Here is a 14,443-nt window from a genome sequence, read left to right on the forward strand (position 1 = left end):
TCCATCCTAGAGCGACGCGGCTCCTCAGGCCGGGGCGGCGGCGATGACCTCGCCGACGGCGGCCGGCAGGGCGTCGGCCACGTCGAGCGCGGTGATCGGGCCGCCCGCGAGGCCGTATCGGCCGGCGGCCACGTTGGCGGCACGCCCGTGCAGCCACGCCCCCGTGGCGGCGACGGGTCCCCACTGGGTCGCCGAGGTGAGGTCTTCCGCACCCGCCGCGAGGGCGCCGATCGCCCCGGCGAGCACATCCCCCGTGCCCGCTGTCGCAAGCCACGGCGTGGCATCCGCGACGACCGCGATGAATCCGCCCGGCGCGGCGGAGACCGTGCGCGCCCCCTTGAGCAGCACGGCGGCGCCGAGCGCCTCCGCGGTCTCGAGGGCGGCGTCGTCGCGCTCCGCGAGGTCGGCGTCGGGGTCCACCGGCGGCATGCCGAGCCTGGAGCGCAGACGACCGAACTCGCCCGCGTGCGGGGTGATGACAACGGGAGCCGCGGGATGATCGACGAGGTCGAGCGCTCCGGCATCGACCACGACCGGCACGGTCCCGGCGAGGATCTCCCGCAGCAGGGCGGTCTCGGCATCGTCGCGGTGGGCCGGGTCGGTGCCCGAGCCGATCACCCAGGCGTTGACACGGCCTTCGGAGAGCACGGTCTCGGGGCGACGGGCCAGCACCTCCGCGCCGGCCGGTCCGACGTAGCGCACCATCCCGACACCGGCGCGCCAGGCGGCCTCGACGCCCAGCACGGCGGCACCTTTGAACGACGGTGATCCCGTGCGGATGCCCACCACCCCGCGCGTGTACTTGTCGTCGTGAGAGGTCGGGGCCCGAAGGCTTCCCGCCGCGTCGGTCGCCGTCCATCTGCGCATGCCGCACACCCTATCCGGGCGAAGCGATGCGGCGGCGACCGACGGGCGGATCAGCGCCGACGGCTCGTGGCGTCCTGCACCTCGCCGATGAGCTCCTCGATGATGTCCTCGAGGAACAGCACCGCCGTCGTCTGCCCTGAGGTGTCGCGCACCTGGGCGAGGTGGCGGCCCGCATTGCGCATCAGCGCGAGGGCATCCTCCAGGTCCGTCTCCTCCGTCACCGGCACCATGTGATGGATGCGCTTGGACGGGATGGGGCGCGTCACGTCGGCACCCCCGTCGGGGCCCTCCGCCGCACGCAGCACGTCCTTCAGGTGCACGTAGCCGGTCGGCACGCCCTCCCCGTCGACGATCACGTAGCGCGAGAAGCCGTGCTTGGCGACCGCCCGCTCGATCTTGTGGGGCGTGGTGCGCTCCGGGAGGGTCACCAGGTCGCCGAGGGGCACGGCGATGTCCTTGGCCTTCTTGTCGGTGAACTCCACCACGGCCGCCACGGTCCCCGCCGAGTCGTCGAGCACGCCCTCGATACGCGACTGCGTCACGATCGTGGCGACCTCCTCGAGGGTGAAGGTCGAGGCCGCCTCGTCCTTCGGCTCCACGCGGGCCAGCCGGACGATGTGGTTGGCGGTCCAGTTGAGAGTGACGATCACGGGGTGGAACACCTTGGAGACCCACACCAGCGGCGTCGCGAGCATCAGCACGGCCCGGTCGGGCACCGAGAACGCGAGGTTCTTCGGCACCATCTCGCCGAACACGACGTGCAGGTACGACACGGCCAGCAGCGCGATGACGAACGCGATGGTGTCCACGAGCGCTTCGCTCAGCCCGGTGAGCCCCAGCGGCACGGCCAGCAGGTGGTGGATGGCCGGCTCGGAGACGTTCAGGATGAGCAGCGAGCAGATCGTGATGCCCAGCTGGCTGGTCGCCAGCATGAGCGTCGCGTGCTCCATGGCGAACAGCGCGGTCTTGGCGCTGCGCGAACCGCGTTCGGCCAGCGGCTCGATCTGCGAGCGGCGAGCGGAGATCACGGCGAACTCGGCACCGACGAAGAAGGCGTTGGCGACCAGGAGCACACCCAGCCACGCGAGCCCGGCCCAATCGCTCATCGGCGCTCACCTCCCTCGGCGGCCGAGGCGACCGGAACGGCCACCGGCGTGAACCGTACGCGATCGACGCGGCGGCCCTCCATGCGCTGCACCTCGATGACGCCCTCCTCCAGCTGAAGTGCGTCGCCCGCGGTGGGGATGCGCTCGAGCACGCTCATGATGAACCCGCCGACGGTGTCGTAGACCTCGCCCTCGGGGATGCGGATGCCGGTGCGATCCAGCAGCTCATCGGGCCGCAGCTCGCCCGGGAAGATGATGGACCCGGATGCGCGGACGATTCCCGCGCGACGCCGGTCGTGCTCATCGAGCACCTCGCCGACGATCTCCTCGACGATGTCCTCGAGCGTGACGACCCCCGCGGTGCCGCCGTATTCGTCGACGACGACGGCCATCTGGTAGCCGCGCGTGCGGAGTTCGGCGACCAGCGCATCCAGATGCACCGCCTCGGGGACTCGCAGCGGCTCGCTGCTGATCGCCCCCACCGGCACCTCGGCGCGCTTGGCCCGCGGCACGCTGACGGCCGCCTTGAGGTGCACGACGCCGACGATGTCGTCCATCGAGTCCTCGTAGACGGGGAAGCGGCTGTGCCCCGTGCGGCGCGCCAGCTGGATCACGTCTTCGACGGCGTCGCCGACGGCGACGGCGTGCACGCTCGGTCGCGGCGTCATCACGTCGGCGGCGCTCAACCGCGAGAAGGTCAGGCTCCGATCCAAGAGCGACGCCGTGTCCTCCTCGAGCACGCCGGCACTGGCCGACCGGCGCACGAGGCTCGACAGCTCCTCGGCGGTGCGCGCCCCCGACAGCTCCTCCTTGGGCTCGATGCCGATGGCTCGGAGCACGCCGTTCGCGCTGCCGTTGAGCACGAGGATGGCGGGCCGGAAGACGGTGGTGAAGGCCACCTGGAACGGCATGACGAGCTTGGCGGTCTGCCGCGGCACGGCGAGCGCGAAGTTCTTGGGCACGAGCTCGCCGATGATCATCGAGAAGACCGTCGCGATCGCGATGCCGATCGTCGCCGACAGCGGCGTGACCAGCGCATCCGGCCAGCCCCACGACGTGAGCACGGGGCGCAGCAGGTTCGAGATCGCCGGCTCCATCGTGTAACCGGTCAGGAGCGTCGTCAGGGTGATGCCCAGCTGCGCGCTGGAGAGGTGGGTCGAGGTGATCCGCAGCGCGCTGATCGTCAGCGCCAGCCGGGATTCACCCGCCTTCTGCCGAGACTCGAGGTCGGCACGGTCGAGGTTCACCAGCGCGAACTCGCTGGCCACGAACAGACCGGTGCCGATGGTCAGAAGGAGCCCCACGCCCAGCATGACGTAGTCCATCACGCGTCACCCCCGCTCATGCGGTGGTCGGGTCGGTGGGGCGAGCGTCTGCAACTGGGAGGGTCGTCCATCGTGGAGAAGATCTTACGGCAGTCACGCGCGCCCGCGCGCGGGCTCCTCCCAGCTTCTCGCGCCGTTCACCTGACGCTCGATGTCGCTTAGGCCGCGCTACGGGGCATCCCGTGACAAGCGAACGGATGCGTCCGGGCCGGGAGGCGGCATCACCAGCTGACCGGCAGCGCCTTGCCCTCGTCGTAGCCGGCGGCGGACTGCAGCCCGACGCGGGCGCGGGCGTGGAAGTCCGCCACGGTGGCGGCGCCCGCGTAGGTGAACGAGGAGCGCACGCCCGCCGTGATCATGTCCAGCAGGTCCTCCAGGCCGGGCCGCAGCGGATCGAGGTAGATCTTCGACGACGAGATCCCCTCGGCGAACAGCTCCTTGCGCGCGCGCTCGTAGGGGTCCAGCCGGCCGAACCGATCCTGCACGGCCTTCGTGGAGGCCATGCCCCACGACTCCTTGAACACGCGACCGTCGGCGTCGGTCTGCAGGCGCCCGGGCGCCTCGATGGTGCCGGCGAACCACGAGCCGATCATGACGGATGCCGCCCCCGCCGCGAGCGCCAGCGCGACGTCGCGGGGGTAGCGCACTCCCCCGTCGGCCCAGACGTGCGCGCCGGCGGCGCGCGCCGCCTCCGCCGTCTCGAGCACCGCGGAGAACTGCGGGCGTCCGACGGCGGTCATCATCCGCGTCGTGCACATCGCGCCCGGGCCCACGCCCACCTTCAGGATCGTCGCGCCGGCGTCGACGAGGTCGCCGACCCCGGCGGCGGTGACGATGTTGCCGGCCGCGATGGGAAGTCCGAGGTCGAGGTCGGCGACCGTGCGCAGCGCCCGCAGCATGCCCTCCTGATGCCCGTGCGCGGTGTCGACGACGAGCACGTCGACACCGGCCGCCGCGAGGGCCCGCGCCTTGGCGGCGACGTCGCCGTTGATCCCGACCGCCGCGGCGACGCCGAGCCGCCCGTCGCCGTCGACGGCGGGTCGGTACAGCGTCGAGCGCAGCGCGCTGCGCCGCGTCAGCGTGCCCACCAGGTGGCCGTGATGAAGCACGCAGACCGTCTCGACGTCGGCGGCGACCATCAGGTCGAACGCGTGCCGGGCATCCGCGACGTCGTCGGCGTCGATCGACGAGGGGCGGCCACGGGCGAGATCGCCCAGGCGCGCGTCGGGGAGCGCGGTGCCGAGCCGAGCCGCCGGCACGATCCCCTGCACGTCATCGACGAGGATGTCGCCGCCGGCGGCGTCGCTGACGACGATGCCGTGCCCCTCCGTTGCCGGCACGATCTGCGCGGCCTCGGCGACGGTCATGTCCGGCGGCAGCACGAGCGGGGTGTCCCACGTCACGGGCTGCGCCTTCACCCATCGGATGGCCGCGTCGAGGTCCTGCAGGGGCATGTCCTGCGGCAGCACACCCAGGCCGCCGCGACGGGAGAGGGTGGCCGCGAGCCGCGGACCGGTGACCGAGTTCATGTTCGCCGCCACCAGCGGGAGCGTGGCGGGGGTGCCGTCGTCGGGCGCGAGGTCGACGTCGAGGCGGCTCGCCACCTCCGATCGACGGGGGACGAGGAAGACATCCGAATAGGTGAGATCGACCTCGGGCTGGGCGCCGTAGAACTCCATGGACCCAGCGTAACGAGCCGCCTCCGAGGAGAGCCGCCCCGGGGGTTCGGAATCGTTCTGGCAACCTTCGCGCGCGTGGCGAACGCCCAGCCAGAAAGGACTACGCTTGATCCTCGAGCGTGCGAGCCGCTGACGGTTCGTCGTATTCCACACGATCTTCACGAAAGCGGGCGATAAGGCGTGTCGAGCCAGGTGACGGGCGTCGGGGTTTCGAGCGAAGGGGAGTTCGGGGCCAATGAATGGCTCGTCGACGAGCTGTACGAGCAGTTCAAGGTCGACAAGAACTCCGTCGACAAGGCCTGGTGGCCGATTCTCGAGGAGTACAGCCCCGTCAAGGGCGAGGTCCCGGCCCCGGATGGAGCCGCACCGACCGCACACCCGGTGACCGCGCCGGTTCCCGTCATCGGCGCTCCGCCGGTGGCGCGCACCACCGCGAAGCCGGCTGCGGCGCAGCCGATCCCCGCCCAGGCGCCGAAGGTCGTGCCCTCCTCTGCCGAGGAGTCGACCGAGGAGGACACGGTCACCGCGCTGCGCGGCATGCCGAAGACCCTCGCGGCGAACATGGACGAGTCGCTGACGGTGCCGACCGCCACGAGCGTGCGCACCATCCCTGCGAAGCTCATGATCGACAACCGCATCGTGATCAACAACCACATGTCGCGCACGCGCGGCGGCAAGGTCAGCTTCACGCACCTCATCGGCTGGGCGATCATCCGGGCGCTCAAGGAGATCCCGAGCCAGAACGTGTTCTACGCCGAGATCGACGGCAAGCCCTCGGTGGTGGCGCCGGCCCACATCAACCTGGGCATCGCGATCGACATCCCCAAGCCCGACGGCACCCGCGCCCTCCTTGTGCCCTCGATCAAGCGCGCGGAATCCCTCACCTTCGGCGAGTACCTCGCCTCCTACGAGGACCTCGTCGGGCGGGCGCGCAAGAACAAGCTCACCGCGGCCGACTTCCAGGGCACGACGATCTCGCTGACCAACCCCGGCGGCATCGGCACCGTGCACTCGGTACCGCGACTGATGAAGGGTCAGGGCTGCATCGTCGGCGCCGGCGCGCTGGACTACCCCGCGGAGTTCCAGGGCGCCAGCTCCAAGACGCTCAACGAGATGGCGATCGGCAAGACGATCACGCTCACGAGCACCTATGACCACCGGGTCATCCAGGGCGCCGGCTCGGGCGAGTTCCTCAAGCGCGTGCACGAGCTGCTGATCGGCGAGCGCAGCTTCTACGACGACATCTTCGCCGCACTGCGCATCCCCTACGCTGCGATCCATTGGGCCAACGACATCAATGTCGACCTGGCCGAGCGCGTCGACAAGCAGTCCCGCGTCCAGGAACTGATCAACTCGTTCCGGGTGCGCGGCCACCTGATGGCCGACATCGACCCGCTCCAATACATCCAGCGCACCCACCCCGACCTCGAGATCGAGCAGCACGGTCTGACCTTCTGGGACCTCGACCGCGAGTTCGTCACCGGCGGCTTCGGCGGCAAGCGCGTGATGAAGCTCCGCGACATCCTCGGGGTGCTGCGGGACTCGTACTGCCGCACGATCGGCATCGAGTACATGCACATCCAGGATCCCGATCAGCGTCGCTGGTTCCAGGACAACGTCGAAGTCAAGTACCAGAAGCCCACGCATGACGAGCAGCTGCGCGTGCTGAAGAAGCTGAACCAGGCCGAGGCGTTCGAGACGTTCCTGCAGACGAAGTACGTCGGCCAGAAGCGCTTCAGTCTCGAGGGCGGCGAGTCGCTGATCCCGCTCCTCGACGAGATTCTGCAGGGTGCGGCCGAGGCGGGGCTCGACGGCGCCGCGATCGGCATGGCGCACCGCGGTCGCCTCAACGTGCTGACCAACATCGCCGGCAAGACCTACGGGCAGGTGTTCCGCGAGTTCGAGGGTTCCGTCGCGATCGGCTCCAAGAGCGGTTCCGGCGATGTGAAGTATCACCTCGGAACGTCGGGGACCTTCGTCGCCGACGGCGGCGAGGAGCTCCCGGTGTATCTGGCCGCGAACCCGTCGCACCTCGAGACGGTCGACGGCGTGCTCGAGGGCATCGTGCGCGCCAAGCAGGACCTCAAGCCCATCGGCTCGTTCTCGTGGCTGCCGGTCCTGGTCCACGGCGACGCGGCCTTCTCCGGCCAGGGCGTCGTCGTCGAGACGCTGCAGATGTCGCAGCTGCGCGGTTACCGCACCGGCGGCACCATCCACGTGGTGGTCAACAACCAGGTCGGCTTCACCACCGTGCCGCAGGACGCCCGCACCTCGGTGTACGCGACCGACGTCGCCAAGACCATCCAGGCTCCGATCTTCCACGTGAACGGCGACGACCCCGAAGCGGTCGTGCGCGTGTCCCAGCTGGCGTTCGCCTACCGCGAGAAGTTCCACAAGGATGTCGTCATCGACCTCGTCTGCTACCGCCGTCGCGGTCACAACGAGGGCGACGACCCGTCGATGACGCAGCCGCTGATGACCAACCTCATCGAGGCAAAGCGCTCCGTGCGGCGCCTGTACACCGAATCGCTGGTCGGTCGCGGTGACATCACCCAGGAGGAGTACGAGCAGGCCAAGCAGGACTTCCAGGGCCGCCTCGAGGTCGCCTTCGCCGAGACGCACGCCGCCGAGACGGGCACCAACGAGGTCGTCAACACCGATGCGGCACCGGATGCCTCGGTCGGCGAGCCCGAGTCGACGGCCGTCTCGCGCGAGGTCGTCCACATGATCGGCGACCGCTTCGTGAACAAGCCCGAGGGCTTCACGGTGCACAGCAAGCTGCAGCAGCTGCTCGACAAGCGCCACGACATGAGCCGCAACGGCGGGATCGACTGGGCGTTCGGCGAGCTGCTCGCCTTCGGCTCGCTGCTGGTCGAGGGCACGCCGGTGCGCCTGGCGGGTCAGGATGCCCGTCGCGGCACCTTCGCGCAGCGCCACAGCGTGCTGCACGATCGCGCCAACGGGCAGGAGTGGCTGCCGCTGACGAACCTGTCCGACAGCCAGGGCAAGTTCTTCGCCTATGACTCTCTGCTCAGCGAGTACGCCGCGATGGCATTCGAGTACGGATACTCGGTCGAGCGCGCCGAGGCGCTCGTGCTGTGGGAGGCGCAGTTCGGTGACTTCGCCAATGGCGCACAGTCGGTGGTGGACGAGTTCATCTCGTCGGCGGAGCAGAAGTGGGGCCAGCAGTCGAGCGTCGTCCTGCTGCTCCCCCACGGCTACGAGGGCCAGGGTCCGGACCACTCGTCGGCCCGCATCGAGCGCTTCCTGGCGATGTGCGCGCAGGACAACATGACCATCGCGCGCCCGTCGACGCCCGCGTCCTACTTCCATCTGCTGCGCCGGCAGGCCTACGCGCGGCCGCGTCGCCCCCTGGTGGTGTTCACGCCGAAGGCCATGCTGCGCCTGCGCGGCGCGACCAGCCCCGTCGACGCGTTCCTCACCGGGCGGTTCGAACCCGTGCTCGACGACGACCGCGGCATCGACAAGAGCGCCGTGCGCCGCGTGCTGCTGCATGCTGGAAAGATCCACTGGGATCTGCGCGCCGAGCTCGAGAAGAACCCGAATCCCGCTGTCGCGCTGGTGCGCCTCGAGCAGTACTATCCGTCACCAATCGAGGCACTGCGGTCGGTGCTGGCCTCCTACCCCGACGCGGAGCTCGTGTGGGTGCAGGACGAGCCGGAGAACCAGGGTGCGTGGCCGTTCATCGCGCTCGAGCTGTCCAAGCACCTCGATGGCCGCACCGTCCGCCGCGTCTCCCGCGAAGCCGCCGCGTCGACCGCGACCGGTTCGCCGAAGGTGCACGCGCTCGAGCAGGCCGAGATCATCAAGACCGCTCTCACGCTGCGCTGAACTGCGCACGGAGCTGTGACGAAGACCGCCGCACCGCATGGATGCCGCGGTCTTCGTCACACGCCCTTGACCGTGGTGGTGCCGTGAACGATCAGTGACCGGCCTGGATGGCCCTCACGCGGGCGAGAACCTGATCGCGCAGGTCTTCGGGCGCGGTCTCGCGGCACGCCCGCGCCACCACGTCGGTCAGGGTCGTTGCGACGAGCGCCTCATCGCGACAGGCCGGACAGTGATCCAGGTGCTCCTTGATGTCGGCGTGCTCGGTCTTGCAGACCTCGTTGCGCAGGTACTCCTCGAGGTCGCGCCGCGCCTTCTCGCAGCCGCAATCGGTCATTTCTCACTCCTCGTCGGCGCGGTCTCGATGCCGCGCTCGCGTGCGTACTCCGCCAGCAGGTCACGCAGCATCCGCCTGCCTCGGTGCAGGCGGCTCATGACCGTGCCGATCGGGGTCTTCATGATGTCGGCGATCTCCTGGTAGGCGAACCCCTCCACGTCTGCCAGGTAGACCGCCATCCGGAAGTCCTCCGGGATGGACTGCAGCGCATCCTTGACCGCCGACGCCGGCATGTGGTCGATCGCCTCGGCCTCTGCCGACCGGCTGCTCGTGGCGGTGGTGGACTCGGCGCCGCCGAGCTGCCAGTCCTCGAGCTCGTCGATGGTGCCCTGATACGGCTCGCGCTGCTTCTTGCGGTAGGTGTTGATGTAGGTGTTGGTGAGGATGCGGTAGAGCCACGCCTTGAGGTTCGTTCCCTGCGTGAACGACGACCACGAGGCGAACGCCTTCACGAACGTCTCCTGCACCAGATCCGCGGCGTCGGCGGGGTTCCGCGTCATGCGCATGGCCGCCGCGTACAGGGGGTCCATGAACGGCAGCGCCTGCGCCTCGAATTGGGTGCGGGCCTCTTCCGCCGTCTCGGCCTGATCGCTCATCACGGAGAAGTCTACGTCGGCCCCGTGCGAGGTCTCCGAGGCGCCGACATGCGTCTTCACGGGACGACTCAGCGTCGTGATCATGCGGCTCCTCTCGAGGGTTCAGTAATCTAGGAACCGATGACCACCGACGGGTATTCCCCCACGTCCACTTCGGCCGCGACCGGAGCCTGGCAGGCGCCCGTCGCCGACGGGCCGCTGGATTCGACGTTGTCCGTGCCCGGCTCGAAGTCGCTGACGAACCGCGAGCTCGTCCTCGCGGCTCTCGCGGACGGCCCGAGTCGTCTGCGTGCCCCGCTCCATTCCGACGACTCCGCCCGCATGGTCGACGCCCTGCGCTCGCTCGGGGTCGGGATCGAGACGGAAGCCGGCGACAGTCCGTTCGGAGACGATCTTGTGATCACGCCGCGCTGGCCGCTGTCGCACGGCGGCGTCGTGGATTGCGGTCAGGCGGGGACCGTGATGCGGTTCGTCACGCCGCTGGCGGGCTTCACCGGAGGCGAGATCACCGTCACCGCGCACCAGAGCGCGCTGCATCGACCCATGGGGGCGATGATCAAGGCGCTCCGCGACGTGGGTGTCGATATCGACGACGGTGGTCGCTGGTCACTGCCGTTCTCGGTGCGCGGTCACGGGCACGTGCGCGGTGGCGAGATCACGATCGACGCCAGCGCGTCGAGCCAGTTCGTCTCCGGCCTGCTGCTGGCCGCACCACGCTTCGACGTCGGCCTGCACCTGGTGCACGCGGGCGATCGGCTGCCGAGCATGCCGCACATCGACATGACCGTCGAAGCGCTCGCGCACCGCGGCGTGCACGTCGAGCGTCCGTCCGTCGGCGAGTGGATCGTGCCGGCGGGCCCGATCCGCGGCAAGGACATCGCCGTCGAGCCCGACCTGTCCAACGCCGCGCCGTTCTTGGCCGCGGCGATGGTCGCCGGCGGCCAGGTCACCGTGCAGGGGTGGCCGCCGCACTCCACGCAGCCGGGCGCCATGCTCGCGGACATCCTCGCCGTCATGGGAGGGCGCGTGAGCCGGCGCGGCGGCGCGCTGACCGTCGGGGCCGGCAACGGCATCCACGGCGTCGAACTCGACCTTTCAGCGGCGGGCGAGCTCGCCCCGACGATCTTCGGTCTCGCGGCCTTCGCCGACGGCGAGAGCGTGCTCCACGGCATCGGACACATCCGCGGTCACGAGACCGATCGCATCGCCGCGCTCATCGGCGAGCTGCGTGCCCTCGGCGGTGAGGCGCACGAACTCCCGGACGGCATCCGCATCGTGCCACGCCCACTGCATGCCGGCGTCTGGCGGGCGCACCACGACCACCGCATGGCGACGACGGGAGCCCTCATCGGCCTCGCCGTGCCGGGCATCGAGGTCGACGACATCGGCACGACCGCCAAGACCCTGCCGCAGTTCCCCCAGCTGTGGCGAGCGATGATCCACGGCGACGACGTGTCCGCGTCACTGGCCTCGTGACGGCGGAGGCGCGGTGAGTTGGCTCGACGACGTCGACGAGGACGACGAGCCGAAGTTCGACGAGTCCGATGTGCGCGTGCGACCGAATCCGAAGGCCAATCGCCCGCGCACCAAACGGCGGCCCGCGCACGAGGATGCCGTGGTGTGCCGCGTGCTCGGCGTCGACCGCGGCCGGTACACGGTGCTCGTCGACGAGGACGGACCCGACGAGCATCCCGCACTGGCCACACGCGCGCGGGAGCTGCGTCGCACCGCGATCGTCACGGGCGACCGCGCTCGCGTGGTGGGCGACACCTCGGGCACGGCCGGTACCCTCGCCCGCATCGTCGGCATCGAGGAGCGCACGTCTCTCCTGCGCCGCAGCGCCGACGACACCGACCAGGTCGAACGCATCGTGGTCGCCAACGCCGATCAGATGCTCGTGGTGGTCGCCGCCGCCGACCCGGAGCCGCGCGAGCGGCTCGTCGACCGCTACCTCGTCGCGGCCCTCGACGCGGGCATCAGACCACTGATGGTCGTGACCAAGACCGACCTCGCCGATCCGACGCGCTTCCTCCAGCACTTCGAAGGGCTGGACCTGCGGGTGTTCACCAGCGCCCGCGAGCACATGCCCGTCGACGATGTCGGTGCCGCTCTCGTGGGCCACTCCACGGTGTTCGTCGGGCACTCGGGCGTCGGCAAGTCGACCCTCGTGAACGCCCTCGTGCCCACGGCCGGACGCGCCACCGGACACGTCAACGAGGTGACCGGTCGTGGCCGGCACACCTCGTCGTCCACGGTGAGTCTGAGATACCGCGCGGCGGCGGGGAACGGGTGGGTCATCGACACTCCCGGCGTGCGCTCGTTCGGTCTCGGCCACGTGGACCCCGCGAACCTTCTCCGGGGTTTCACCGATCTCGCCGAGATCGCGCGCGACTGCCCACGCGGCTGCACGCATCTTCCCGACGCGCCGGACTGCGCGATCGTCGAGGCCGTCGCGGAAGGACGCCTGGGCGCGCGCGGCGCGGCTCGCCTGGACTCCCTTCAGCGCCTGCTGTCGACCTTCGCCGACCGCGCCTGAGACACCTACGCTGGAGGCATGACGACCACGCGCCTCGAACCCGGCACGCCCGCACCCGATTTCTCCCTCACCGACCAGGACGGCAGCACCGTCACCCTCGCCGACCTGCGCGGCACCGGCGCCATCCTGTTCTTCTACCCCGCGGCGATGACCCCGGGGTGCACGACCGAGGCGTGCGATTTCCGCGACTCGATCGGTCCGATCCAGGCCGCGGGGTACCGCGTGCTCGGCGTCTCGCGCGACGATCTCGCGAAGCTGCGCGAGTTCCGCGACCGCGACGGTCTGACCTACGACCTGCTGAGCGATCCGGATCATGCCGTCCACTCGGCCTACGGCGCGTGGGGCGAGAAGGTGAACTACGGCAAGAAGATCGAGGGGGTCATCCGCTCGACGATCGTGCTCGACGGCGACGGAATCGTCGAACACGCCCTCTACAACGTCAAGGCGACCGGGCACGTCGCGCGGATCCGCAAGCTGCTCGGGCTCGACTGAGTCCGGCTGGACCGGCCGTCAGACAGAGTCATCCGCAGCAGCGCCGTCGTCAGCGGCGGCCAGCCGCGCCGCCTGACCGGCGGTGATGATCAGCAGCACCAGTTCCACCACCGCCGGCACCGCGATCGCGGCGGCCGTCAGCGGATGTGCGTACTCGCCCGTGGCCGCGCCGAGCGCGACGGCCAGGATCAGCACCTGCGCGACGATCCCTCCTGATCGCGCCATCGAGGAACCGCGGTGGACAGCCACCGCGAACGCCCCCAGGCCCACCGCGCCGACCGCGGTCAACACGGCCAGAGCGACGGCCGACACCGTGGATGCGGTGTCGCCCGTTGCGAGCGCAACGATCTGCCAGCCGACCAGCGCGGCGACACCCAGCGCTTCGAGCGCGAGACCGGCCGCGGCGAACGGCGCCATCGCGAGTCGGGACATCAGTCTTCACCACTCCTTCTCATTCGTCGCTGACGGCTGCGCATCTGCTCGCCGTGCGGCACCCGTGGCGACCTTCGAGGCGTCTTGGAGGAAACCTCCGCGAAACCCCACGGTAAACCCTTGATTCGACTCGTGTGCTATGGGAGGATCTTCGGAGCCGTGTGCTCCCACAGCGCCGTGGGGCGAGCGATCCGCTCGCATCCCTCCACAGGGTATCGGAACCCGATCCGGGCTCTGGGACATCCCCCACCATCCGTCGCAAGGAGCACCACCATGGACTGGCGTGACAAGGCCGCCTGTTTGACCGTCGACCCCGAGCTGTTCTTCCCGGTCGGCAACACCGGCCCCGCGGTCGACCAGATCGAGAAGGCCAAGGCCGTGTGCGCCCGGTGCACCGTCACCGAGATCTGCTTGCAGTACGCCCTGGAATCCGGCCAGGACTCGGGCGTGTGGGGTGGGCTCAGCGAAGACGAGCGCCGGGCTCTGAAGCGACGCGCCGCTCGCGCGCGCCGCGCCAGCTGACGCTCCGGTTCATCTCGCTGCGCGACCGATGTAGCGCAGCGGGATGTCGATCGTGACCTCGGTCCCGCTTCCCACGAGCGTGTGCCAGTCGATCGCTCCGCTGAGCTCTCCCTGGATCAGCGTGCGGACGATCTGCGTCCCGAGGCCTCGCCCGACCTGACCCTCGGGCAGTCCGGATCCGCTGTCACGCACTCGCACCGCGAGACGCTCCTCGGTGCGCTCGGCGATGATCTCCACCTCGCCCTCGCGGCCCGCGAGGCCGTGCTCGACGGCGTTGGTGACCAATTCGGTCAAGGCCAGGGCGAGCGGGGTGGCGTACTCGCTGGGAAGCGTGCCGAAGCGCCCCGACTTGCGGGTGCGGGCACGGGTGCTGGGTGACGCGGCCACCTCGGCGACGAGCTTGAGGACGCGGTCGAAGACGTCGTCGAAGTCGACCACCTGCGTGAGACCCTCCGACAGGGTGTCGTGGACGACGGCGATGGCCGAGACGCGACGCATCGCATGCGTCAGGGCGTCGCGCGCCTCGTCGGTGTGGGAGCGCCGCGCCTGGATGCGCAGCAGGGACGCCACCGTCTGCAGATTGTTCTTGACGCGGTGGTGGATCTCGCGGATCGTCGCGTCTTTGGTGATGAGCTCCTGCTCCTGGTGACGGATCTCGGTGACGTCGCGGCAGAGCACGATCGCGCCGATGCGCGTGCCGCG

At 70.0% G+C, this 14,443-nt stretch carries 13 protein-coding genes; 5 read left to right on the top strand and 8 right to left on the bottom strand.

The window, feature by feature from the left end; translation table 11 throughout:
- Positions 1–24: 24 nt before the first annotated feature.
- The 4 genes from B4E30_RS12460 to B4E30_RS12475 form a co-directional block, all read right to left on the bottom strand.
- Positions 25–867, bottom strand: coding sequence for an ADP-dependent NAD(P)H-hydrate dehydratase (locus B4E30_RS12460; RefSeq protein ID WP_286795450.1), 843 nt, complete (start codon positions 865–867; stop codon positions 25–27).
- A gap of 50 nt (positions 868–917) precedes the next feature.
- Complete coding sequence (locus tag B4E30_RS12465; RefSeq protein WP_194383472.1) at positions 918–1,973, bottom strand: hemolysin family protein; 1,056 nt, start codon at positions 1,971–1,973, stop codon at positions 918–920.
- Positions 1,970–3,298 carry a hemolysin family protein gene (locus tag B4E30_RS12470; RefSeq protein ID WP_071045356.1) on the bottom strand — a complete coding sequence of 443 codons (1,329 nt, stop codon included), beginning with the start codon at positions 3,296–3,298 and terminating at the stop codon, positions 1,970–1,972. Before B4E30_RS12470 ends, B4E30_RS12465 begins: the two co-directional genes overlap by 4 nt.
- 221 nt (positions 3,299–3,519) lie before the next feature.
- Positions 3,520–4,977 carry a GuaB1 family IMP dehydrogenase-related protein gene (locus B4E30_RS12475; RefSeq protein ID WP_286795451.1) on the bottom strand — a complete coding sequence of 486 codons (1,458 nt, stop codon included), beginning with the start codon at positions 4,975–4,977 and terminating at the stop codon, positions 3,520–3,522.
- A 180-nt stretch (positions 4,978–5,157) separates the two neighbouring features.
- On the opposite strand from B4E30_RS12475, the gene B4E30_RS12480 reads away from it, so the two are divergent.
- The gene (locus B4E30_RS12480; RefSeq protein ID WP_286795452.1) at positions 5,158–8,829 is read left to right on the top strand and encodes a multifunctional oxoglutarate decarboxylase/oxoglutarate dehydrogenase thiamine pyrophosphate-binding subunit/dihydrolipoyllysine-residue succinyltransferase subunit; all 3,672 of its coding nucleotides are present in this window, start codon (positions 5,158–5,160) and stop codon (positions 8,827–8,829) included.
- A 91-nt stretch (positions 8,830–8,920) separates the two neighbouring features.
- Here B4E30_RS12480 and B4E30_RS12485 read toward each other — a convergent pair whose 3' ends face one another.
- On the bottom strand, positions 8,921–9,163 hold the full coding sequence (locus B4E30_RS12485) for a zf-HC2 domain-containing protein (RefSeq protein ID WP_194383475.1): 243 nt from the start codon (positions 9,161–9,163) through the stop codon (positions 8,921–8,923).
- The gene (locus B4E30_RS12490) at positions 9,160–9,759 is read right to left on the bottom strand and encodes a sigma-70 family RNA polymerase sigma factor (protein WP_194385541.1); all 600 of its coding nucleotides are present in this window, start codon (positions 9,757–9,759) and stop codon (positions 9,160–9,162) included. Before B4E30_RS12490 ends, B4E30_RS12485 begins: the two co-directional genes overlap by 4 nt.
- A 120-nt stretch (positions 9,760–9,879) precedes the next feature.
- On the opposite strand from B4E30_RS12490, the gene aroA reads away from it, so the two are divergent.
- Genes aroA through bcp form a run of 3 tightly spaced genes read left to right on the top strand, consistent with a single transcriptional unit; the run spans position 9,880 to position 12,787 of the window.
- Positions 9,880–11,235: a 3-phosphoshikimate 1-carboxyvinyltransferase gene (gene aroA, locus B4E30_RS12495; RefSeq protein WP_286795453.1), complete on the top strand. Its 1,356-nt coding sequence runs from the start codon at positions 9,880–9,882 to the stop codon at positions 11,233–11,235.
- A gap of 13 nt (positions 11,236–11,248) precedes the next feature.
- Positions 11,249–12,295 carry a ribosome small subunit-dependent GTPase A gene (gene rsgA / locus B4E30_RS12500; RefSeq protein ID WP_194383477.1) on the top strand — a complete coding sequence of 349 codons (1,047 nt, stop codon included), beginning with the start codon at positions 11,249–11,251 and terminating at the stop codon, positions 12,293–12,295.
- A gap of 18 nt (positions 12,296–12,313) precedes the next feature.
- Positions 12,314–12,787: a thioredoxin-dependent thiol peroxidase gene (bcp, locus tag B4E30_RS12505; protein WP_194383478.1), complete on the top strand. Its 474-nt coding sequence runs from the start codon at positions 12,314–12,316 to the stop codon at positions 12,785–12,787.
- Positions 12,788–12,805: 18 nt separating this feature from the next.
- Here the strand turns inward: bcp and B4E30_RS12510 are convergent, their stop codons facing one another.
- A complete protein-coding gene (locus B4E30_RS12510; protein WP_194383479.1) occupies positions 12,806–13,219 on the bottom strand; it encodes a histidine kinase in 414 nt (137 codons plus the stop codon).
- Between the two features lie 273 nt (positions 13,220–13,492).
- Between B4E30_RS12510 and B4E30_RS12515 the strand changes: the two genes are divergently transcribed.
- On the top strand, positions 13,493–13,741 hold the full coding sequence (locus B4E30_RS12515; RefSeq protein WP_036295594.1) for a WhiB family transcriptional regulator: 249 nt from the start codon (positions 13,493–13,495) through the stop codon (positions 13,739–13,741).
- 9 nt (positions 13,742–13,750) lie between these two features.
- Here the strand turns inward: B4E30_RS12515 and B4E30_RS12520 are convergent.
- On the bottom strand, positions 13,751–14,443 hold a 693-nt coding region (locus B4E30_RS12520; RefSeq protein WP_286795454.1), incomplete at its 5' end, for a sensor histidine kinase.

This window comes from Microbacterium sp. UBA3394, assembly GCF_002358725.1.
Classification (GTDB): domain Bacteria; phylum Actinomycetota; class Actinomycetes; order Actinomycetales; family Microbacteriaceae; genus Microbacterium; species Microbacterium luteum.

Coding starts and splice junctions, on each gene's coding strand:
- B4E30_RS12460 (WP_286795450.1), bottom strand. CDS start 867: ATGCGCAGATGGACGGCGACCGACGCGGCGGGAAGCCTTCGGGCCCCG.
- B4E30_RS12465 (WP_194383472.1), bottom strand. CDS start 1,973: ATGAGCGATTGGGCCGGGCTCGCGTGGCTGGGTGTGCTCCTGGTCGCC.
- B4E30_RS12470 (WP_071045356.1), bottom strand. CDS start 3,298: ATGGACTACGTCATGCTGGGCGTGGGGCTCCTTCTGACCATCGGCACC.
- B4E30_RS12475 (WP_286795451.1), bottom strand. CDS start 4,977: ATGGAGTTCTACGGCGCCCAGCCCGAGGTCGATCTCACCTATTCGGAT.
- B4E30_RS12485 (WP_194383475.1), bottom strand. CDS start 9,163: ATGACCGATTGCGGCTGCGAGAAGGCGCGGCGCGACCTCGAGGAGTAC.
- B4E30_RS12490 (WP_194385541.1), bottom strand. CDS start 9,759: ATGAGCGATCAGGCCGAGACGGCGGAAGAGGCCCGCACCCAATTCGAG.
- aroA (WP_286795453.1), top strand. CDS start 9,880: ATGACCACCGACGGGTATTCCCCCACGTCCACTTCGGCCGCGACCGGA.
- bcp (WP_194383478.1), top strand. CDS start 12,314: ATGACGACCACGCGCCTCGAACCCGGCACGCCCGCACCCGATTTCTCC.
- B4E30_RS12510 (WP_194383479.1), bottom strand. CDS start 13,219: ATGTCCCGACTCGCGATGGCGCCGTTCGCCGCGGCCGGTCTCGCGCTC.
- B4E30_RS12515 (WP_036295594.1), top strand. CDS start 13,493: ATGGACTGGCGTGACAAGGCCGCCTGTTTGACCGTCGACCCCGAGCTG.